Raw genomic sequence first — 21,983 nt, forward strand, 5'->3', positions numbered from 1 at the left:
CGGGCGATTAATCGGAACGCAAGCAGACAGGGCGAGATGCCATCATCCTTGATCCGCCGCGGAGTATGGGCGATCGGCGCTGCCGTGATCGTTATCGCTCTTGTGGTCGCCACGCTGCCGCTGATCGCCTCGACGCGCATCGTGCGCGACCGCATCGCCTGGGAAATGAGCGCCTGGAGCGGCTTCCGGGTCGCCATCGAAGGCTCGCCGCGCATCGAGGTCTGGCCGAAATTCCGGGCAATCCTGAGCGATGTGACGCTGTCGAAATGGACGGACACCGACGCACCACCGGTCGTCGAAGCCGAACGGGTCGAAATCGACCTCTCGGCCATGGCGGCCTTGCAGGGCGACGTGGTGTTTTCCACGGCGCGACTGGTGCGGCCGACGATCCGGGTCCAGCGCACGGCGGACGGCCTGTTCCTGCCCACCGCGCCGACGGGCGGGCGCATCGCGCGCTCCATCGACACGGCGCGCGGCGTGGTCAGCGCCGACCCCGCCAAGCCCGACCTCGACAAGCTGCCGGCAGATGCCTTCGGCACGGTTGAGTTCAGGGACGGACGCATGGTGGCTTCCGTCAACGGCAAGGACGTGGAGATCCTGAGCAGCCTCAGCGGTCAGGCGACCTGGGCGGCGATGAACAGCAATGCGACGCTGTCTGCAACCGGGATCTGGCGCGGCGAGAGCGTCGCCCTCGATGCCGCCTCGCAGAAGCCGCTGGTGCTGTTTGCCGGCGGCATGGCACCGCTCACTCTGTCTTTCAAGGCTGCCCCCGCCACCTTCTCCTTCGACGGCACGGCCAGCATGTCCGACAACGCCTATTTCGACGGCCAGGTGAAATTCGCCGCACCGTCGCTGCGCCGCGTGCTGGAATGGTCGCAGGCCGGCATCGCACCGAGTGCCGCGATCGGCTCGGTCGGCATTTCGAGCAAGGTCACGGCGTCGGCCGGACGCGTCAAATTCGAGAACACCGCGCTGACGCTGGACAACAATCCGGGCATGGGCGCACTCGACCTGTCGCTTGGCGACGCCCAACCCGTGATCTCGGGCACGCTTGCCTTCGACACGCTCGATCTCAGGTCCTTCCTGTCGGCCTTTACCCCGCTGGGGCCGGCAAGCGGGGGCGGACCAGGTGACGTGGAGGCAAGTTTCGCCGACCGGGTCAATCTCGATCTCAGGCTGTCGGCGGCGCATGCCACGGCCGGCGCGATCCAGCTTGCTGATGTCGCCGCCACCGCCCAGGTCAAGGACGGTCTTTCGGTCTTCGACATCTCCGACGCCTCGGCCTTTGGCGGCAACATTCAGACCAGCCTTCGTTTCGACCGCAAGCCCGAGGGCACACAGGTCGAGATCCGGCTGCTTGCGTCTGACGTCGATGGCGGCGCGTTCGGCACGGCGGCCGGCATGACCCGGCTCGTGCCGGTCGGCACGGGCACCGTTTCCGTCATCCTCAAGGGGCCGGGCAGGACCTGGGATTCGATCTTTGAAAACGCCGACGGTTCGGTCTCGGCGACCTTCGGCCCCGGCGCGCTCAGCAAGTTCAACCTGCCGGCCTTCCTCAAGCATACCGAACAGGGCGGCTTCTTCGCGCTCGACGATGTCTCCGACGGCACCCTGCCGATCGATGGCGCCGAAGTGAAGGCGACCATTTCGCGAGGCGTGGCAAGGCTGGACAAGGCCGAGGCCAATTCAGCGAAGTACAAGATCTGGCTTTCCGGCATCGCCTCCTATGCGGGGCGTGGGCTGGCACTGTCCGGCGGCGTCATCCAGCCGGACCAGGCGGCCGCACAGAAGACCGGCCAGCAAGGCCCCAACCAGTCTTCCTTCTTCGTCGGCGGAACCTGGAGCACGCCGTTCATTTCGCCGATAAGCCGCGGCGTTTCGGGCGAATAGCTCGCGATCTCCTCAGCCGCGCTGCGCGGCCTGTTCGTCGAGTTGGCGCTGCACTTCGCGCCGCTTGTTGGCGATCGATGCGATGATGACGCCGACAGCGACGACGGCGATCAGGATGGTGCAGGCGGCATTGATCTCCGGCGTCACGCCGAGACGGACCTGGCTGTAGATCTTCATCGGCAGCGTCGTCGCCCCCGGCCCGGAGGTGAAGGAGGCGATGACCAGATCGTCGAGCGACAGCGTGAAGGCCAGCATCCAGCCGGACACGATCGCCGGCAGGATGACCGGCAGCGTGATCTGGAAAAAGGTCTTGGCCGGCGTTGCGCCGAGATCCATCGCCGCTTCCTCCAGCGACCGGTCGAAGGAAACCAGGCGCGACTGCACGACGACCGCCACGAAGCACATCGTCAGCGTGATGTGGGCGAGCGTCACCGTGAAGAAGCCGCGGTCGAGCCCGACGGCGACGAACAGCAGCAGCAGCGACAGGCCGGTGATGACTTCCGGCATGACGAGCGGCGCGAAGACCATGCCGGAAAACAGCACCCTGCCCCGGAACCGCGTGTAGCGCGTCAGGGTTAGCGCCGCGAGTGTACCGAGCACCGTCGCCACGGTGGCCGAAATGACGCCGACGCGCGCCGTGACCCAGGTGGCGTCCATCAGACCCTGATTGTGGAACAGCGACACGTACCATTTGGTCGAGAAGCCGCCCCAGACAGTGACGAGCTTGGATTCGTTGAAGGAGAAGACGATGAGCAGCACGATCGGCAGGTACAGGAAGGCAAAGCCAAGCACGATCGAGGTGACGTTGAAACGGCTCCAGGTGGCGTTCATTTACCCTGCTCCTGGGCACGCGCCTGTGCCTGCTGGAAAAGCATGATCGGCACGGTGAGCAGCAGAAGCAGGATGACGGCTACCGCCGACGATACCGGCCAGTCGCGGTTGGCGAAGAACTCGTTCCACAGCGTCTTGCCGATCATCAGCGTGGACGAGCCGCCGAGCAGATCGGGGATGACGAACTCACCGACGGCCGGGATGAACACCAGCAGGCAGCCGGCAATGACGCCCGGCAGCGACAGCGGGAAGGTGATCTTCCAGAAAGCCGATGTCGGCGGGCAGCCCAGATCCTTGGCAGCCTCGATCAGCGAGTAATCCATCTTTTCCAGCGACGAATAGAGCGGCAGCACCATGAAGGGCAGATAGGAATAGACGATGCCGATGAAGATCGCCGTATAAGTGTTGAGGATGACCAGCGGCTGGTTGATGATGTGCAGCGACAAAAGCAGTTGGTTCAGCAAGCCCTCGGGCTTGAGGATGCCAATCCAGGCATAGACGCGGATCAGGAACGACGTCCAGAACGGCAGGATGACCAGCATCAGCAATGTCGGACGGATGGTCGCCGGCGCGCGTGACATGCCATAGGCGATGGGGTAGCCGACGATCAGCGTCAGCACGGTCGAGATCGCGGCAATGATGACACTCGTCACATAGGCCTTGAAATAGAGCGCGTCCTGCGTCAGCCAGACATAGTTGTCGAAGTTGAGGTCGCGAAACCCGGCGAAGAAGCCGGAGACGCCGTCGCTGAAATCGAGCACCGGCGTGTAGGGCGGCATGGCGATCGCTGTCTGCGACAATGAAATCTTGAAGACGATGACGAAGGGGATGAGGAAGAAGAACAGCAGCCAGAGGTAGGGGACGATGATGACGAGCCGGTTGACGAAGCCGGCTCCCAGGCGCGTCAGGAACGGCTTGGCGGCGGTCGGTGGCGCGGCGGCAGCGGTGACGGCGATGTTGGACATCTCAGCCCCCTACCGTGCCAGCACGACGCCGGCGTCGGGCCGGAAGGACACCCAGGCGCGGTCGTTCCAGGTCAGCGGATCCTCGGTCACGCGCGCCGCGTTCAAGGCGCTTGCCCGCACGATCTGCCCGTCGTCGAGCCTGATGTGGTAGACGGTCATGTCGCCGAGATAGGCAACGTCATAGACCTCGCCTTCCAGCGCGTTGACGGCATCGGCCGGCTTCTTCGACGACACCTTGATCTTCTCCGGCCTGATGGCGAAGACGATATCGGCATTGGCCGCGGCGGCCGCACCGCCATTCTCGACGAGGATCTGGGCTCCACTCGATCCGGTGATGCGGGTGGTGTTGGCCGACCGCTCGGCGACCTTGCCCTCGAACATGTTCACGTTGCCGACGAAATGGGCGACGAAGCGCGAGGCCGGGGCCTCGTAGACTTCCGCGGGCGTCGCCACCTGCATGACCTCGCCCTTGTCCATGATGGCGATGCGATCGGCCATGGTCATCGCTTCTTCCTGGTCGTGGGTGACGACCACGAAGGTGAGACCGAGCTCCTGCTGAAGATCCATCAGTTCGAACTGGGTTTCCTCGCGCAGCTTCTTGTCGAGCGCGCCGAGCGGCTCGTCGAGCAGCAGCACTTTCGGCCGCTTGGCGACCGAGCGGGCGAGCGCGACGCGCTGGCGCTGGCCGCCAGAGAGCTGGTGCGGCTTGCGCTTGGCGAACTGCTCCAGCTTGACCAGCTTCAGCATCTCGGCGACGCGCTTTTCGATATCGGGCTTGGGCATGCCTTCCTGCTTGAGGCCGAAGGCAATGTTGTTTTCGACCGTCATATGCGGGAACAGCGCATAGGACTGGAACATCATGTTGACCGGCCGGCGATAGGGCGGGATGCCGCGCAAATCCTGACCGTCGAGCAGGATGCGGCCGGCCGTCGGTTCCTCGAAACCGGCAAGCATCCGCAGCAGCGTCGATTTTCCGCAACCCGAGGCGCCGAGCAAGGCGAAGAACTCGCGCTCGAAAATGGTCAGCGACAGATTGTTGACGGCGGTGAAGTCACCGAACTTCTTGGTGACGTTGTCGAACTGGATGTATGGCTTGGCGTTCGGGTCGTTCCATGGCGCGAAGTCCCTGCGGATGCTGCCAAGCGATTTCATATCCCCACTCCGTGCTGTTTCCTGCTTCATGCCCCAAAAAGACGCGACCCCGGCTTTTGTTCGCCGAGGTCGCTTCAGATCCTTATTGGCCGGTGACGATCTTGGTCCAGGTGCGCGTGATGACGCGCTGGGTCTTGGGATCGTAAGGAGAGACCGTGTAGAGCTTCTGCAAGGTCGCGTCGTCCGGATAGACGGCCGGGTCGCCCAGCAGTGCCTTGTCGACGAACTGCTGCGAGGCCTTGTTGCCGTTGGCGTAGAGCACGGCGTTCGACGATTTGGCGATCACTTCCGGCGTCATCATGTAGTTCAGGAATTCATGCGCTTCGGCGACATGCGGCGCATCGGCGGGAATCGCCATCTGGTCGAACCACATCTGCGCGCCTTCCTTCGGCACGGAATAGCCGATCTCCACCCCCTGCTTGGCGTCGTTGGCACGGTTGCGCGCCTGGAAGACGTCACCCGACCAGCCGACCGCCAGGCAGATGTCGCCATTGGCGAGCGCATTGATGTATTCGGACGAGTGGAACTTCCGGATGAAGGGGCGAACCTTCATCAAAGCTTCCTCGGCCTTGGCGATATCGTCGGGCGAGGTGCTGTTCGGGTCGAGGCCGACATATTTCAGCGCTGCCGGAATGATGTCGGCAGGCGAATCCAGCACATAGACGCCGCAATCCTTCAGCTTGGCCAAGCTTTCGGGGTTGAAGAACACGTCCCAGCTGTCGATCTTGTCGGTGCCGAGCGCTGCCTGCACCTTTTTGATGTTGTAGCCGATGCCGACCGTGCCCCACATGTAGTTGATCGAATACTCATTGCCCGGGTCGTATTTGGCGGTCCTTTGCGAAACCGTGTCCCACATGTTGGAGAGGTTCGGCAGTTTCGACTTGTCGAGCTTCTGGAACACGCCGGCCTGGATCTGGCGTGCCAGGAAATTGCCGCTCGGCACGACGACGTCATAGCCGCTGCCGCCGGCGAGCAGCTTGGTCTCGAGGATTTCGTTGGAATCGAACGTGTCGTAGACGACCTTGATGCCGGTCTTCTTGGTGAAGTCGTCGATGATCGTCGGGTCGATATAATCGGACCAGTTGAAGACATTGACGACGCGGTCCTCGGCATGCCCGGCAGGCGTGAACAATGTCAGAAATACCGAGGTCGCCGAAAGCCAGAGCGCTTTGCGGATCATGCTATTCTCCTTTGGTGAGTGTTCCATCGCCGGCTCGTCGCGACATGCGCGCGGCCGGGCATTTGTTTCAGACTATTGAGCTTTCCAGGGGACAACAAGCGCCGATTGGCGCGCCGGTTGCGGCCGCGCGATCGTCTGGATCTGGAAGGAAGCACGGCGTCGTCAGAAGCTTTCGCCGCCGCGCGGACAGGAATACAGAAATATGGTCCGGTCTCGATCTGACCGGCGGGGAGACTTGGCAAGATACGCCTGTCTTGTTGTTGCCGTGGCCCCAGCCTGCCCGGGCGGCAGCAACATTGTCAATGGCAAAGCTTCAGCGGCCGGCATCAATTCGGCGATGGCACCCCGGTGACCCCTGCCCGCCGCGGCCGTGCCTGTCGCTTGAACTCGAGCCCGATATGGACGAGCAGCGCCGTGACCACCACGGCGCCGCCGATGATGGTGCGCCCGGACGGCACCTCGGAATGGACGAGCCAGACCCATATCGGCCCAAGGATCGGCTCGAATGTGCCGAGCAGTGCCGCGATGGCCGCCGGGATCAGCCGCGCGCCGGTGGCGAAGAACGCGAGACCGATGCCGAGATTGACCACGCCGAAGGCGAAAAGAAAGCCCATGTCGGCGGCCGACACCGTGAAGGTCGATGCCTGCGAGGCGGCAAAGCCCGCGGCCAGGAGCGTGCCGAGACAGGTCGCCGGCGTCATCCGCACGCTGGCGAAGCGTCTTGTGATGACGGTGGCGATCGAGAACATCAAGGCGATCAGCAGCGCCAGCCCGTCACCTATGGGCGAGACGGCGCCATCAAGCGATTCCGACACCATGATGGCAACGCCGGCAATGACGGCGGCGATCGCCACCCAAGTCACGACACCGACCCGTTCGCGAAACAAGGCCCAGGCCAGCAGCGCCGCCAGAAGTGGTACGCCCGCCTGCATAAGCAAGATGTTTGCGACGGTGGTGTAGGCGAGCGCCACGACGAAGGCGGTCGACGCGATGGCGAAACAGAACCCCACGGCAAGGCCAGGCAAGCCCATGTCGCGAAACGATCTCAGCATGCCGCGCCAGCCGTCGCGCCAGGTCATGAACAGGAGAAGGAAGGCGGCGGCCCAGACGGAGCGCCAGAAAATGACCGTCCAGCTGTCGCCGACGGTGATGAAGCGGGCGATGGTGCCGCCGAAACTCCACATCAGCGCCGACAGGAAGACCAGAAGCATGCCGATGCGTTCCTCGCGCGGCGAGGCGGTCGATACAGCAAGGCCTGCTGATGATGCTGCGTCTGTCATGGGCGCGAGTGTCGAGCTTTTGTGGACGGGACGATGCGCAAGAGGCGACAAAGAACTGCTCCGTTCGCGTAACGCAAAGGCTTGGAGAGCGGGTGATCCAGACACCGGCGACGATTGTGGCACCTTTGCCGCCGCGCTACTGGAAGTCGAAAGCGCTCAGGCCCGTCACCATCTCGTCGAGGCCGAGCGGACGTGTCACCGGCGGTTCGGCGCGCGCCAGGCAGCCGACGCGCTCGCAAAGCCGGCAGGCGGGTCCAACCGGCGTCGCCGTCGGAGCGCCCAGTCCAGCCTTACCACCGCCCGCCGCGCCGGGCAGAGCGGCGCCATAGACGATGTCGTCGCGAAAGCCGATATCGCAACCGATGAGCAGCGCGGTGCGGCGCGGACGCTCCGAGAACGCACCTTGCGGCCCTTCCAGTGTGCGGGCGACGCACAGGAACTCGGCGCCATCGGGCATTTCCACCGCTTCGACGAAAACCTGGCCCGGCTGGGAGAAGGCGGCATGCACGGGCAGCTTGGGACAACCGCCGCCGAAGCGGCTGTGCGGAAAGCCCTGGCTGCCGGCCCTGCGAAATCGGTTCCCGGCATTGTCGACCTCCAGCATGAAGAAGGGCACGCCCGACGCGCCTTGCCGCTGCAGCATGGTCAGCCGGTTCGCCGCCTGCTCGAAGGAAACGCCGAAGCGCGAGCGCAGGACGTCGATGTCGTAGCGGGCGCGGATGGCGGCCGCATGAAAGGCCTGGTAGGGCATCATCAGCGCATGCGCGGCATAGCGGCCGAGCTCGAAGCGGGCAAGGCGGCGGGCTTCATCGGTGGTCAGCTTGAGCGCCTGGATCTCGCCGGCGACTGCGACCGTCATGCGGATCAGGCAGGCCTCCATCGCCACCTCGCGCAGCTGGTCGAACGGCGACAGCCGCTCGGACAGGAACAGGCGCTGCGAATGGCGGTCGTAGCGGCGACGCCAGTTGGGCATGGTGGCGACCGGCAGCACCTTGACCACGATGCCGTATTCGCGCTTCAGCCAGGCTTTCAGCGCACCGAACAGATCGTCGCCGGGATCGAGCACCGAGGTGAAAGCCTCGGCCTCTTCCTCAAGTGTCGAAAAATGGTTTGGCCGCCGCTCGAAGGTCTCATGCACCTCGTCGATCGGCAGGCGGGCGCCGGACAGCGCGGTGGCGCGGCCCTCGCGCGCCAGGAGTTCGTTGAGGTCCGACAGCCGCTCGGCCTGCTCGCGATAGGCGCGGAACAGTTTTATCACCGCGGCGGACGCATTGGGCGCCGCTTCGGCAAGCTCGATCAGCTCCTGGTCTCCCGGCAGTTCGCCGACCAGCAGCGGATCGGTGAACACTTCCTTCAATGCCGCGACCGACCCTCTCGCCTCGCCCTGCAACTCATGCGGGTCGACCTTGTAGACAGAAGCCAGCTTGAGGATGAGCTGCACCGTCAGCGGCCGCTGGTTGCGCTCGATCAGGTTGAGATAGGACGGCGAGATGCCGAGCCCCTCGGCCATCGCCGTCTGGGTCAGGCCCTTGGCGTTGCGGATGCGGCGGATGCGCGGCCCGGCGAAAATCTTCTGCTCAGCCATCGACTGCCCTTGACAGGAATTTACATGACATTCGCGACAATCCCGTCGCCCGCATCTTTACAATCATGACAAGTTTACAGCAGCGCTCTGTCAAACACAACACAGGTTTTCCCTTATCTCCGGCCTCATTGGTTGATTTTTCTGGCTGATTTTGCGCCGCAATGTAAATTCAGTCACATTCCAAGGCGCCAGGAGCATGGCGCGCGGACAAAGCACAGCAATCCTTCGGAGTGACTCATGACTGATTTTTACAATCTCGTTCCCTCGGCGCCGGAAGGTCGCTTCGACGGCATCGAACGTCCCTATTCGCCGGAGGATGTGAAGCGGCTGCGCGGCTCGGTGCAGATCCGCCAGAGTCTCGCCGAAATGGGTGCCAACCGGCTATGGAAGCTCATCCACGAGGAGGATTTCGTCAACGCACTCGGCGCCATGTCCGGCAATCAGGCGATGCAGCAGGTGCGCGCCGGACTGAAGGCGATCTATTTGTCGGGCTGGCAGGTCGCCGCCGATGCCAACACCGCCTCGGCGATGTATCCCGACCAGTCGCTTTATCCGGCCAATGCGGCGCCGGAACTGGTCAAGCGCATCAACCGGACGCTGCAGCGCGCCGACCAGATCGAGACCTCCGAAGGCAACGGGCTTTCGGTCGAAACCTGGTTCGCGCCGATTGTCGCCGACGCGGAAGCCGGCTTCGGCGGGCCGCTCAACGCCTTCGAGATCATGAAGGCGTTCATCGAGGCGGGCGCCGCCGGCGTGCATTACGAGGACCAGCTGGCGTCGGAAAAGAAGTGCGGCCATCTCGGCGGCAAGGTGCTGATCCCGACCGCCGCGCATATCCGCAACCTCAACGCCGCGCGGCTGGCAGCCGACGTGATGGGCACGCCGACACTCGTCGTGGCGCGCACCGACGCCGAAGCCGCGAAGCTTCTGACATCCGATATCGACGAGCGCGACCAGCCCTTCGTCGACTACGATGCCGGGCGCACGGTGGAAGGCTTCTACCAAGTCAGGAACGGTATCGAGCCCTGCATCGCGCGGGCCGTCGCCTATGCCCCTCACGCGGACCTGATCTGGTGCGAGACCTCGAAGCCGGACCTGGCGCAGGCCAAGAAATTCGCCGAGGGCGTGCGCAAGCACCATCCGGGCAAGCTGCTCGCCTACAATTGCTCGCCCTCGTTCAACTGGAAAAAGAACCTCGACGACGCCACGATCGCCAAATTCCAGAGGGAACTCGGCGCCATGGGGTACAAGTTCCAGTTCATCACGCTCGCCGGCTTCCACCAGCTCAACTACGGCATGTTCGAACTGGCGCGTGGCTACAAGGAACGGCAGATGGCGGCCTATTCCGAGTTGCAGGAGGCCGAGTTCGCGGCGGAAGCCAATGGCTACACCGCGACCAAGCACCAGCGCGAGGTCGGCACCGGCTATTTCGACGCCGTTTCGATGGCAATCACCGGCGGCAAGTCGTCTACCACCGCCATGCATGAATCGACCGAGCATGCGCAATTCAGGCCGGCCGCCGAATAGCGGATCAGAAAACACCGAGGAAACGCCCAACAGGGCTTCACACACAGGAGAAGACCAATGGCATCGATAAGCCGCGTCAAGGAACGGGCCGAAGAACAATCGACCACGATGAGCGTCGACCAGCAGGCGACGATCCGCATGCTGGCCAACGATCTGCACAGGCTCAACCAGTCGGTGATGAAGGCGGTCGAGGCGGGCGTCTCGGTGGAACTGGTTCGCTCGGCGAGGCACCATGGCGGCGACGGCAATTGGGGCGATCTGCTGATCCCGGTGATCGTCACACAACAGAGCCATGGCTGACCGGAAATCGTTGCAACCCAACCTTCACCTGCGCAGCGTATGCGCAGGTGAATTTTATTTTTATGCAACCAATTCGTGGACAGGTCAGTACAGTACTGTTGCTTGACTCCACTGTCGCAGGAGGCGTTTTCGGAAGCCTTTTATTTCACCTTGACATGGGGTGCGATCTCACGCCAATTGTCGCCCAGATTCAACTCTGCATTGAAATAGGGGCGAGCTTCTTGGCCGACTTGGGTGCCCAGTGAGTAACGAGGGCGAGACCGCAAAACATCCGAATCTGGTGACCCAGGATTCAACCACCGAGACGATACGCAATCCCTCGCAGGTGCTTGTTGTCGGGAAATCGCCGATCAATCGCGTGGTGGTATCGAAGATCGTCGAACGATCCGGGCTCAAGCCGATCTCGGAACCGCCCGATATGGCGGCGAAGACCTTGCGGACAATGGTGCCAGGCGTGATCGTGCTGGATGGCGGCGCGGACAACAAGGATTGCGACACGCTGATGTCCGGCATCGAAACGTTGCGGCGGGCTTCGGGAAAATCGTTTCCGCCCGTGATCCTGCTTTCGACCAAGACCGGAACGCCGGAGAGCCTGGGCCTGTCGAACGTGATCGACGTGGTCGTCGCCAAGCCGATCACGCCCGAGCGGCTGCAACCGGTGATCGATCGCCTGATCAGCCGCTGAAGCGCGTCAGCTGACGCATTTCAGGACCTCGTTCCATGCATGTCGACCTCCCAAAACCGCGGTCGGTTTTGAGCGACATGCAAAACGCGATCAACTTCTCCGAGTGATGTTTTGCACCAGCTCGGGCAATTGCCCGAGATCGGATATCTGGCGGAACCGCGGCTCGGCGTGCGGCGCTTCGACATGCTCGAGCACCCAGGTCAGTTCGTGCGGCACATGGACGCCCCAGCCGCCGGCCTCGATGGCCGGCACGACGTCCGATTTCAGCGAATTGCCGACCATCATGCTCTTTGCAGGGCCGTCGCCGTGGCGGCTGAAAAGACGGGAATAGGTCGCTGCATTCTTGTCGCTGACGATCTCGACCGCGTCGAACAGGTCGCCAAGGCCCGATCCGGCCAGCTTGCGCTCCTGGTCGAAGAGGTCGCCCTTGGTGATCAGCACGAGCCGGTATGCGCCGGCAAGTTTCTCCACCGTCTCGCGCACATGCGGCAAGACCTCGATCGGGTGGCCCAGCATTTCGCGGCCGGCCTCGAGGATCTCCGCTATGACCGAAGCCGGTACGCGCCCGTCGGTGACCTCGATCGCCGTTTCGATCATCGACAGGGTGAACCCCTTGATGCCGAAGCCGTAGACGGCAAGGTTGCGCCGTTCGGCCTCGAGCAATCGCGCCGAAATCTGTTGCTCCTCGCCATGATCGGCAAGCATGGCGGCAAAACGCTTCTCCGTCATGCGGAAGAACTGTTCGTTCTGCCAAAGCGTGTCGTCGGCGTCGAAGCCAATGGTCGTCAGTTCGTTGTTGTTTCGCATCGATGCCTTCCGTGTTGCGAGCCGCCCGAACCTAAGCCGGCCGGCGTGATTTTCAACCGGAACGGGGAATGCCGGCAGCGCCTCCCTTCCCTTCCACAGTGGGGCACGGCTATACTCGGAAATCCGCAACCCAATCTGGTGAATGATGCCGCCTGCAAAAAAGGAAGTCCGTCCGTCGAGCCGCGGAGGACGGGCGCGTACGCCTGCCTTCGTGAAAAACCTGCGTGGTGTGAAGAACTGGAAGGAAGTCAGCGACTGGCTGGAATGGCGCGGCATCGAGGACATTGAATGCATCACGCCCGATCAGGCGGGCGTGGCGCGCGGCAAGATGATGCCGTCGAAGAAATTCACCTCCAACACCTCGCTGGCGCTGCCTTCGGCTGTCTTCATGACGACGATTTCCGGCGGCTATCCCGAAGACGGCAACGGCTTCCACTATCCGGAAGACGACGGCGACCTCAAGCTGATGCCGGACCTGTCGACGCTGACAGTAGTGCCCTGGGAAGAAGACCCGACGGCCGCCGTCATCTGCGACCTCGTCCACCAGGACGGACGCTCGGTCGAATTCACGCCGCGCAATGTGTTGAAGCGCGTGCTTGCCGCCTATGACAAGCTCGGGCTGAAGCCGGTGGTGGCGCCCGAGATCGAATTCTACCTGGTGCGCAAGAATCCGGACCCGGACTATCCGCTTACCCCGCCCGTCGGCCGCTCGGGCCGCGCGATCGGCGGCGGCGCCGGCTATTCGATCGCCGGCGTCAACGAGTTCGACGAACTGATCGACGACATCTACCATTTCTCCGAAAGCCAGGGCCTGGAGATCGACACGCTCATCCATGAAGAGGGCGCCGGCCAGCTCGAGATCAATCTGCGCCACGGCGACCCGATCGAGCTTGCCGACCAGGTGTTCATGTTCAAGCGCACCATCCGCGAGGCGGCGCTGAAACACGAAATCTACGCCACCTTCATGGCCAAGCCGATCCAGGGCCAGCCGGGTTCGGCCATGCATATCCACCAGTCGATCATCGACAAGAAGACCGGCAAGAATATCTTCTCGGCCGAGGACGGCTCGGAGACCGAGGCGTTCTTCCATTTCATCGGCGGCATGCAAAAGCACGTGCCGAATGCGCTGGTGATGTTTGCGCCCTATGTCAATTCCTACCGCCGGCTGACACAGGCGGCCTCGGCTCCGGTCAACAACAAATGGGGCTATGACAACCGCACCACGGCGTTCCGCGTGCCGCGTTCGGATCCGGCGGCGCGGCGCGTCGAAAACCGCATTCCGTCCTCCGACGCCAATCCCTATCTCGCGCTGGCGGCTTCGCTTGCCTGCGGGCTGATCGGCATCACCAGGAAGATCAAGGCCGAGCCGCCAGTGCTGACCACCGCCAATGCCCACGAGATCGACCTGCCGCGCAGCCTGCTCGAGGCCGTCGACCTGTTCGAGGGCGACGAGGAACTCTGCGCGCTGCTGGGCAAGTCGTTCGCCGCCACCTATGCGGCGATCAAGCGGGCGGAATTCGAGACCTTCATGGAAGTGATCAGCCCGTGGGAGCGGGAGTATTTGTTGCTGAATGTTTAGGGGAATAAGGGAGTAAGGCAGTAGGGCAGTAGGGCGAGGATGGCGGCCAAGATTGAATCGTACAGAGATTTGATTGTCTGGCAGCAAGCTATGGATCTGGCGGTTTCGATCTACGAAACAACCAGAGCCTGGCCAAAGGATGAGCGCTACGGGCTGACGGCTCAGGTACGTCGTGCAGCCACCTCCGTTCCCGCCAACATTGCCGAGGGTTACGGGCGAGAAAGCCGAGCCTCTTATCAGCAATTTCTCAGGATCGTGCAGGGATCTCTCAAAGAGTTGGAGACTCATCTGCTGATCGCGCAGCGCGTCGGAATCGCCTCTCATGAGGCAGCCGAACCACTGATGAGCCGGAGTGAGAGCGTCGGAACCCTCTGGCGACTTCTCATCCGGAAATTGTCTCCTGAATAGTCCTACCTACTGCCCTACTGCCCTACTGCCCTACTGCCCTACTCCCCTACTCCCCTACTCCCCTACTCCCCTACTCCCCTACTCCCCTACTCCCCTATGAGCACCATGCCCTATCAATCCCCCATTTCCCCCGGCCGCTCGTGGTATGAAGACACGGCGGGGCCTAGACCAGAATATCCGGCGCTGGATGGCGACCGAACCTGCGACGTTGTCATCATCGGCGGCGGCTTTACCGGTCTGTCGGCCGCAACGCATCTCGCCAAGGCGGGAACCAATGTCGTTTTGATCGAAGCATACCGTTTCGGTGACGGCGCATCGGGCCGCAATGGCGGCCAGCTCGGCACCGGCCAGCGCGCCTGGGCCGAGGACCTGGAGGCCGAATACGGGCTGTCGCGCGCCAGGGCGCTGTTCGATCTTGCCGAGGAGGCGAAGGCGCATCTCATCGAATTCGCCGCCGCCAACCAGATCGATATCGACTACATGCCGGGCCAGCTCTCGGTGGCGCACAAGCCGCGCTATGTCGACGACTACAAGGCGCATGCCGAGATCATGGCCAGCCGTTTCTCCTATCCGCACATCTCGTTCATGGATGCGAAGGAGACCGCAGAGCGGCTGGGCTCGACCGCCTATTTCGGCGGCACGCGCGACACCGGCACCGGCCATATCCATCCGATGAAGCTGGTGATCGGCACGGCGCGGGTGGCGGCCCAGGCCGGCGCGCAGCTGTTCGAAGGTACGCCATCGACGGGCATCGTTTCCACTGGCGGCAAGGTCAGGGTTTCCACGCCAAGAGGCACCGTGACCGCGCAGAAATGCCTGATCGCGGTCAACGCCTATGGCGGCACGCTCGAACCGGTGAGTGCCGCGCACATCATGCCGATCGGCTCCTTCATCGGTGCGACCGTACCTTTGGGGACGGATTCGAACGTGCTGCCCGGCGGCGAGTCGGTCGATGATTCCCGCTTCGTGGTGCGTTATTTCCGCAAATCGAGGGACGGCCGGCTGCTGTTCGGCGGACGCGAGGTCTATGGCGTCAACGACCCCAAGGACATCCACATCCATATCCGCCGCCAGATCGTGGAGCTCTATCCGGCGCTGAAAGATATCGAGATCACCCATGGCTGGGGCGGCTATGTCGGCATCACTGTGCCGAGGAAGCCGTTCGTGCGCGAAGTGATGCCGAATGTGATCTCGGCCGGCGGCTATTCCGGCCACGGCGTCATGCTGTCGAACTTCTTCGGCAAGCTCTATGCAGAGACCGTTGCCGGCAATCGCGACCGGCTGAAACTGATCGAGGACTTGAAAATTCCGCCATTTCCCGGCGGCCGGCGTTTCCGCACGCCGCTGCTTTTCCTGGCGCTCAACTGGTTCGCGCTGCGCGACCGGATCTAGGGCATATCGGGGCAAAAATGCCCCCGGTTAGGGGAACTATACGGGCCAGAAAGTGAGTCGCATGACCTGTTTCGACGCGACGCGCCTCGTGCTGGATCCAATCGCCATCACGATCTGATGTAATATTGTAATATTCATTGCCCTGGCGGCACATTGCGGAAATGCCGGTAAAGGCGCAGAATCCGCTATAATGGCGTACTGATGCCACAATCAGGGGCGAAAGGTTCGCGCTTCTGGGCGACTATTCGGGGATTGCTGCGGGCTTGCCCGTGTTGATTTTTGGGACCGATGCCGATCAGACGCCGGACTTCCGGCAACGATCGAAAGAACATTGGCCCGCTTATGGAGGTGGCGAGAGTGAGAGAGCCCTTCAGTTTCGGTGTTCCGGAACGTCGGCGCTTTGCCATGCAGTTTGGATACGACATGCGGCCGTCCTTCTGGCAGGAAGTCCGTTCGAACTCGCATCTGGTGATTGCAGCGGTCGGCACCGCCGCGCTGCTCGGCGTGGCCGCGGTGGCGCTCTGGCTGGCATTGCCAACAAGCGAGCGGCAAGCAGCCGCCAGCCAGGAACAGAGCATTCCGACCATTCCGGTGAAAACGACGAAGATCGTGCCTGCCGGAACCACTGTGGCCGCGGCGACCGTGCCGCAGCCCGCCCGCAAGTCCGACCAGGTCTCACCGACGACCGTGGCGGCGGTGAAAGCCAACATACAAGCGCTTGCCGCCAATAACCCCCGTTGGACCGAGGCCCAGCCGAAGCCCGCTTCGGCGGCATCCGATCAGGCGGCCACCCCTGACCAGGCTGAACCGGCGCCGGACAAACCGGCCACCGCCGCGGCATTCGCACAATCGGCGACCGATACGGACGCTACTGCCGAACTTGCCAAGGTTGCCGCGCCGGCACCGGCGGCAGGCAGCAGTCCTGATGGAGCGAAGACCGCCGCCATCCCGCAAGTGCAGCCGCAAGCACCCGAGCAGCAGCCGGCGGCGAGCGATGACGATGGCAGCAACGCCAAGGCCAAGCATCGCAAAGTGGCGGCGGCCGGCAATGGGCGCATCCTGAGGGCAGTGACCATGCGCAGCGGCCCGAAGAAGAACGCAGCCGCCATCGGCACCGTGCCGGCAAGGACGTCGGTGCAGGTGATGAACTGCAAGCAATGGTGCCAAATCGTCTACAACGGCAAGACCGGCTGGATCTACAAGAGCTACATCAAGGCCGGCGGCTGATGCCTCTCTGATGCGCTTCAGATGCAGCGGCCGCCATCGACCTCCAGCGCCACGCCGGTGATGAAGGCGGCTTCATCCGAAGCCAGCCAGAGTGCGGCATTGGCGATGTCGAGCGGGGTCGAAAGCCGGCCGAGCGGGATCGAGGCGCGGAATGTCTCGCGAATCTGAGGCGTATCAGCGCCCATGAATTTCTCCAGCATGCCGGTTTCGCCGGCGACCGGGCAGAGGCAGTTGACGCGGATGTTCTTGGGCGCGAGCTCGACCGCCATCGACTTGGTGGCGGTGATCGCCCAACCTTTCGAGGCATTGTACCAGGTGAGGCCGGGCCGTGGCCTGAGCCCCGCGGTGGAGGCCGTGGTCAGGATGACGCCGCCGCCTTGCCGCTCCATGATCGGCACCACGGCAAGGGCCGCGTGATAGATCGCCTTCATGTTGACGGCGGTGATCAGGTCGAAAGTCTCTTCGTCGACCTTGAGCATGTCGCCGTTGCGGTGGGTGTAGCCGGCATTGTTGACCATGATGTCGATGCGGCCGAAGGCGCTTTTGGCGGCATAGACCATCTCGTCGAATTCGGAGCGCAGCGAGACATCTGTCTGCGTCCAGATCGCCGCCTCGCCGATCTCGCCGGCAACGCGCTCCGCCCCCTTGGCGTTGAGATCGGCGACAACGACCTTGGCGCCCTCTTCGGCAAAACGCTTGGCCATGCCTTCACCGAAGCCCGATGCCGCGCCGGTGATGATGGCGACCTTGTTTTCCAGACGCATGCTTTTCCCGCTCATCGATATCTTCCGGAATCAGGCGGCGGACCGCCATGGCCCATGCCGCGACAGACAATTTCTCCCTTAGCTTTCGTCACATTCACGTTCTATGCTGCACCTGCGAAAGCTTCCGGAGTCTTCGTTCACCGACAAGCCTCCGGCAAGCGCCAGTGTCAAGCGCACATGTGGACCCAATCAATATCCAGCGATTGGTCCTCGATGTGACACCATGGCACTGGAAAATTTAAATCGATTAGAATATATCAGCCGCGTACTCGCGACCGGCGTCAAAGCGGACAGACCATGACCAGCCAGATCATTCCCGTCGACCCTTTCGACTTCATCATTTTCGGCGGCACCGGCGACCTGTCGGAACGCAAGCTTCTGCCGTCGCTCTATTATCGCCAGCGCGACCATCAATTCTCCGAGCCGACGCGCATCATCGGCACATCGCGCTCGAAAATGAGCGACGAGGAATTCCGGGCCTTCGCCAGCCAGGCGATCTCCGATCACGTCAAGCCGGCCGACATCGACGCCAAGGAGCTGAAAACCTTCCTGGCGCGGCTTTCCTATGTCTCGGCCGATGCGACGAGCGGCGCCGGCTTCGACAAGTTGAAGAAGGCGATCGGCGAGAGCGAGAACATCCGCGCCTTCTACCTGGCGGTGGCGCCGGCGCTGTTCGGCGATATCTCGCACAAGCTCAAAGAACACAAGCTGATCACGCCGAACTCGCGCATCGTGCTGGAGAAGCCGATCGGTCGCGACCTTGCCTCGGCGCGGGCGCTCAACGATCTGGTCGGCGACGACTTCCACGAAAGCCAGATCTTCCGCATCGACCACTATCTCGGCAAGGAGACGGTGCAGAACCTGATGGCGCTGCGCTTTGCCAATGCGCTCTATGAGCCGCTCTGGAACTCCGCCCATATCGACCACGTACAGATCACGGTCGCCGAGACCGTCGGCCTGGAAGACCGCGTCACCTACTACGACAAGGCCGGCGCGCTGCGCGACATGGTGCAGAACCACATGCTGCAGCTGCTCTGCCTCGTCGCCATGGAGGCGCCGTCGTCGATGGACGCCGACGCCGTGCGCGACGAGAAGCTGAAAGTGCTGCGGGCGCTGAAACGCATCAACGGCAACGAAGCGCCGAAGCACACAGTGCGCGGCCAGTACCGCGCCGGCGCCTCCGCCGGCGGGCCGGTCAAAGGCTATGTCGAGGAGCTCGGCAAGGACAGCAACACCGAGACCTTCGTCGCCATCAAGGCCGAGATCGGCACCTGGCGCTGGGCGGGCGTGCCGTTCTACCTCAGGACCGGCAAGCGGCTGGCGACCCGGGTTTCGGAAATCGTCATCGAGTTCAAGCCGATCCCGCATTCGATCTTCGGCGACAGCGCCGGGCCGATCTTCGCCAACCAGCTGGTCATCCGGCTGCAGCCCGACGAAGGCGTCAAGCAGTTCATCATGATCAAGGATCCAGGTCCGGGCGGCATGCGGCTGCGCCAGATCTCGCTTGACATGAGCTTCGCGCAATCCTTCGACGGCCGCGCGCCGGACGCCTATGAACGGCTGATCATGGACGTCATCCGCGGCAACCAGACGCTGTTCATGCGCCGCGACGAGGTCGAGGCGGCGTGGAAATGGATCGACCCGATCCAGAATGCCTGGGAAGGCGCCAAGCAGGAAGCACAGGGCTATACGGCGGGCACTTGGGGGCCGTCGGCCTCGATAGCACTGATCGAACGTGACGGGCGGACATGGCACGAGAGCAATTGAACGGCGCCAGCTACAACTGGAACGCTTTCCCCGACCGGCCGCAACTGGCCGCGGCGCTGGCCGGCCGCGTGGCCGATCGCCTGGTGAAGGCGATCGCCGAGCGCGGCACGGCGGTGCTCGCCGTCTCCGGCGGCACCACGCCGGCAAAATTCTTCGCTGCCCTCTCAACGGCGCCGATCGCCTGGGACAAGGTGATCGTGACGCTGGTCGACGAGCGTTTCGTGCCGGCCTCCTCGCCGCGCTCCAATGCCGGGCTGGTGGCCGCCAATCTCTTGCAGAATGCGGCCAAAGCCGCGCGCTTCGTGCCGCTCTACCATGAGGCGTCAGGCATCGAGGATGCGGCGGCATCGGACGATGCCGCACTGCGCTCCCTGCCCTGGCCGCTCGATGTCGTGGTGCTCGGCATGGGGCCGGACGGCCACACCGCCTCGTTCTTTCCCGACGCCGACGATCTGGCCAAGCTGCTCGATCCGGCCTCGGACAGGATCATCCTGCCGGTTCACGCGGCCAGTGCGGGCGAGCCGCGGCTGACCCTGACGCTGGCGCGCATCATCGATGCAGGCTTCATCGCGCTGCACATAGAGGGAGAGGACAAGCGCACCGCCTTCGACGGCGCGGTCGCGACCGGCCCGCGAAAGCCGATCCGTGCCGTGCTCGACGCCGCTCCCAGGCCCGTAGAGGTTTTCTGGGCGCCTTGATTTTATGTTTAGTGGTCCCGGCAACGGCGGGAGGATGTTTCCGGGACCTCGCTTGAAAGGACCGACCGCCATGACCGCAAGACGCGACATCGAAGCCATCACGGAACGCATCCGCCAACGTTCGAAGGTGGGCCGCGAGCGCTATCTCGGCCGTATCGCCGAAGCGTCGAACCAGACCGCCAACCGGTCGGTGCTGTCCTGCGGCAACCTCGCGCACGGCTTTGCGGTGTGCAGCCCCTCGGAAAAGCTGGCGCTCGGCGGCGACAAGGTGCCCAATCTCGGCATCATCACCTCCTACAACGACATGCTGTCGGCGCATCAGCCCTTCGAGACCTACCCTGCCCTGATCAAGGAAGCCGCGCGCGAGGCCGGCGGCATCGCCCAGGTGGCCGGTGGCGTGCCGGCGATGTGCGACGGCGTCACGCAGGGCCAGCCCGGCATGGAGCTGTCGCTGTTTTCGCGCGACGTGATCGCCATGTCGGCGGCGATCGGCCTGTCGCATAACATGTTCGACGCCGCCGTTTTTCTCGGCGTTTGCGACAAGATCGTACCGGGACTGGTGATCGCGGCACTCACCTTCGGCCATCTGCCGGCGGTGTTCATTCCGGCCGGACCGATGACGACCGGCCTGCCCAACGACGAGAAGGCCAAGGTCCGCCAGCTCTATGCCGAGGGCAAGGCGGGGCGCGCCGAATTGCTGGAAGCCGAGTCCAAATCCTACCATGGGCCGGGCACCTGCACCTTCTACGGCACCGCGAACTCCAACCAGATGCTGATGGAAATCATGGGCCTGCACACGCCGGGCGCCTCCTTCGTCAATCCCGGCACGCCGCTGCGTGAGGCCCTGACCCGCGAAGCGACGAAACGCGCACTCGCCATCACCGCGCTCGGCAATGCCTATACGCCGGTCGGGCGGATGATCGACGAGCGTTCGATCGTCAACGGCGTCGTTGGCCTGCATGCCACCGGCGGCTCTACCAACCACACCATCCACCTGATCGCCATGGCGGCGGCAGCCGGCATCGCGCTGACCTGGCAGGACATTTCCGACCTCTCGGAAGCTGTGCCGCTCCTGGCCCGCGTCTATCCGAACGGGCTTGCCGATGTGAACCATTTCCATGCCGCCGGGGGGCTCGGCTTCCTGATCCGCGAACTGCTCGACGAGGGCGTCCTGCACGAGGACGTGCAGACGGTGTGGGGTGAAGGCTTGCGCCCCTATGCGGTTGAGGCCAAGCTCGGCGCCGATGGCTCCGTGGTGCGCGAGGCCTCGCCGCAGGCCAGCGGCGACGAAAAGGTGCTGGCGCCGTTCCACAAGGCCTTCCAGCCGACAGGCGGCCTGAAGGTGCTGGCCGGCAATCTCGGCCACGCCGTCATCAAGACGTCCGCCGTCAAGCCGGAACGGCGCATCATCGAGGCGCCGGCCAAGGTGTTCGACAGCCAGCAGGGCCTGAACGAGGCGTTCAAGGCGGGCACACTGACCGGTGATTTCATCGCCGTCATCCGCTTCCAGGGCCCCAAGGCCAACGGCATGCCGGAATTGCACAAGCTGACCACCGTGCTCGGCATCCTGCAGGACCGCGGCCAGCGCGTCGCACTGGTCACCGACGGACGCATGTCCGGCGCCTCCGGCAAGGTGCCGGCGGCGATCCATGTGACGCCGGAGGCGGTCGAGGACGGACCGATCGCCAGGATCCATGACGGCGACATCATCCGCCTCGACGCCGATGCAGGAACGCTGGAGGTGCTGGTGCCGGGAACCGAATTCGCGCTGCGCCGCACCGCCGAAGCCGATCTCATCGGCAACGAATTCGGCTTCGGCCGCGAGCTTTTCGCCGGCTTCCGGCAGCTGGTGGGCCGCGCCGACCATGGCGCCAGCGCTTTCGGGACGGCCTGAGTTTTCTGGTCAAATAAAAAGGGCGGCCTTGAGCCGCCCTTTTTGCGTGTCC

Annotated in this window: 19 protein-coding genes; 11 read left to right on the forward strand and 8 right to left on the reverse strand. The window is 63.5% G+C overall.

The window, feature by feature from the left end; genetic code table 11:
- Nucleotides 1-36: 36 nt before the first annotated feature.
- On the forward strand, nt 37-1,890 hold the full coding sequence (locus tag JG746_RS30370) for an AsmA family protein (protein ID WP_202356085.1): 1,854 nt from the start codon (nt 37-39) through the stop codon (nt 1,888-1,890).
- A 12-nt stretch (nt 1,891-1,902) separates the two neighbouring features.
- Here the strand turns inward: JG746_RS30370 and JG746_RS30375 are convergent, their stop codons facing one another.
- From JG746_RS30375 to JG746_RS30400, 6 genes are all read right to left on the reverse strand, one after another.
- On the reverse strand, nt 1,903-2,721 hold the full coding sequence (locus JG746_RS30375) for an ABC transporter permease (RefSeq protein ID WP_019860323.1): 819 nt from the start codon (nt 2,719-2,721) through the stop codon (nt 1,903-1,905).
- Nucleotides 2,718-3,686, reverse strand: coding sequence for an ABC transporter permease subunit (locus tag JG746_RS30380; protein WP_202356086.1), 969 nt, complete (start codon nt 3,684-3,686; stop codon nt 2,718-2,720). Before JG746_RS30380 ends, JG746_RS30375 begins: the two co-directional genes overlap by 4 nt.
- Before the next feature lie 9 nt (nt 3,687-3,695).
- Nucleotides 3,696-4,838, reverse strand: a complete 1,143-nt coding sequence (locus JG746_RS30385) for an ABC transporter ATP-binding protein (protein ID WP_202356087.1) — start codon at nt 4,836-4,838, stop codon at nt 3,696-3,698.
- Between the two features lie 82 nt (nt 4,839-4,920).
- On the reverse strand, nt 4,921-6,018 hold the full coding sequence (locus tag JG746_RS30390; protein WP_202356088.1) for a polyamine ABC transporter substrate-binding protein: 1,098 nt from the start codon (nt 6,016-6,018) through the stop codon (nt 4,921-4,923).
- 326 nt (nt 6,019-6,344) lie between these two features.
- On the reverse strand, nt 6,345-7,298 hold the full coding sequence (locus JG746_RS30395) for a DMT family transporter (protein ID WP_202356089.1): 954 nt from the start codon (nt 7,296-7,298) through the stop codon (nt 6,345-6,347).
- A 136-nt stretch (nt 7,299-7,434) separates the two neighbouring features.
- Complete coding sequence (locus tag JG746_RS30400; protein WP_202356090.1) at nt 7,435-8,883, reverse strand: helix-turn-helix domain-containing protein; 1,449 nt, start codon at nt 8,881-8,883, stop codon at nt 7,435-7,437.
- Nucleotides 8,884-9,120: 237 nt separating this feature from the next.
- Between JG746_RS30400 and aceA the strand changes: the two genes are divergently transcribed.
- From aceA to JG746_RS30415, 3 genes are all read left to right on the forward strand, one after another.
- Nucleotides 9,121-10,410 carry an isocitrate lyase gene (gene aceA, locus JG746_RS30405; RefSeq protein ID WP_202356091.1) on the forward strand — a complete coding sequence of 430 codons (1,290 nt, stop codon included), beginning with the start codon at nt 9,121-9,123 and terminating at the stop codon, nt 10,408-10,410.
- A gap of 57 nt (nt 10,411-10,467) precedes the next feature.
- Nucleotides 10,468-10,710, forward strand: a complete 243-nt coding sequence (locus JG746_RS30410; protein WP_006202762.1) for an SMc00767 family acetate metabolism repressor — start codon at nt 10,468-10,470, stop codon at nt 10,708-10,710.
- Between the two features lie 280 nt (nt 10,711-10,990).
- Nucleotides 10,991-11,395, forward strand: coding sequence for a response regulator (locus tag JG746_RS30415; RefSeq protein WP_244730560.1), 405 nt, complete (start codon nt 10,991-10,993; stop codon nt 11,393-11,395).
- 90 nt (nt 11,396-11,485) lie between these two features.
- On the opposite strand, the gene JG746_RS30420 is transcribed toward JG746_RS30415, so the two are convergent.
- Complete coding sequence (locus JG746_RS30420) at nt 11,486-12,202, reverse strand: HAD family hydrolase (RefSeq protein ID WP_202356093.1); 717 nt, start codon at nt 12,200-12,202, stop codon at nt 11,486-11,488.
- Between the two features lie 142 nt (nt 12,203-12,344).
- Between JG746_RS30420 and JG746_RS30425 the strand changes: the two genes are divergently transcribed.
- From JG746_RS30425 to JG746_RS30440, 4 genes are all read left to right on the forward strand, one after another.
- Nucleotides 12,345-13,781 (forward strand): glutamine synthetase family protein, encoded by a 1,437-nt coding sequence (locus JG746_RS30425; protein WP_202356094.1) that lies wholly within the window; start codon nt 12,345-12,347, stop codon nt 13,779-13,781.
- A gap of 39 nt (nt 13,782-13,820) precedes the next feature.
- Nucleotides 13,821-14,189, forward strand: coding sequence for a four helix bundle protein (locus tag JG746_RS30430; protein WP_202356095.1), 369 nt, complete (start codon nt 13,821-13,823; stop codon nt 14,187-14,189).
- 105 nt (nt 14,190-14,294) lie between these two features.
- On the forward strand, nt 14,295-15,581 hold the full coding sequence (locus JG746_RS30435; protein WP_202359539.1) for an NAD(P)/FAD-dependent oxidoreductase: 1,287 nt from the start codon (nt 14,295-14,297) through the stop codon (nt 15,579-15,581).
- A gap of 357 nt (nt 15,582-15,938) precedes the next feature.
- Nucleotides 15,939-16,808, forward strand: a complete 870-nt coding sequence (locus JG746_RS30440; protein ID WP_202356096.1) for an SH3 domain-containing protein — start codon at nt 15,939-15,941, stop codon at nt 16,806-16,808.
- A 17-nt stretch (nt 16,809-16,825) separates the two neighbouring features.
- On the opposite strand, the gene JG746_RS30445 is transcribed toward JG746_RS30440, so the two are convergent.
- Complete coding sequence (locus tag JG746_RS30445) at nt 16,826-17,572, reverse strand: SDR family oxidoreductase (protein WP_202359540.1); 747 nt, start codon at nt 17,570-17,572, stop codon at nt 16,826-16,828.
- Nucleotides 17,573-17,869: 297 nt separating this feature from the next.
- Between JG746_RS30445 and zwf the strand changes: the two genes are divergently transcribed.
- From zwf to edd, 3 genes are all read left to right on the forward strand, one after another.
- Nucleotides 17,870-19,339: a glucose-6-phosphate dehydrogenase gene (gene zwf, locus JG746_RS30450; protein ID WP_202356097.1), complete on the forward strand. Its 1,470-nt coding sequence runs from the start codon at nt 17,870-17,872 to the stop codon at nt 19,337-19,339.
- Nucleotides 19,321-20,037, forward strand: coding sequence for a 6-phosphogluconolactonase (gene pgl / locus JG746_RS30455; protein WP_202356098.1), 717 nt, complete (start codon nt 19,321-19,323; stop codon nt 20,035-20,037). Before zwf ends, pgl begins: the two co-directional genes overlap by 19 nt.
- Nucleotides 20,038-20,107: 70 nt before the next feature.
- On the forward strand, nt 20,108-21,931 hold the full coding sequence (gene edd, locus JG746_RS30460) for a phosphogluconate dehydratase (RefSeq protein ID WP_202356099.1): 1,824 nt from the start codon (nt 20,108-20,110) through the stop codon (nt 21,929-21,931).
- Nucleotides 21,932-21,983 lie beyond the last annotated feature (52 nt).

The sequence above is a fragment of the Mesorhizobium sp. 113-3-3 genome (genome assembly GCF_016756495.1).
In the GTDB taxonomy this organism is placed as follows: domain Bacteria; phylum Pseudomonadota; class Alphaproteobacteria; order Rhizobiales; family Rhizobiaceae; genus Mesorhizobium.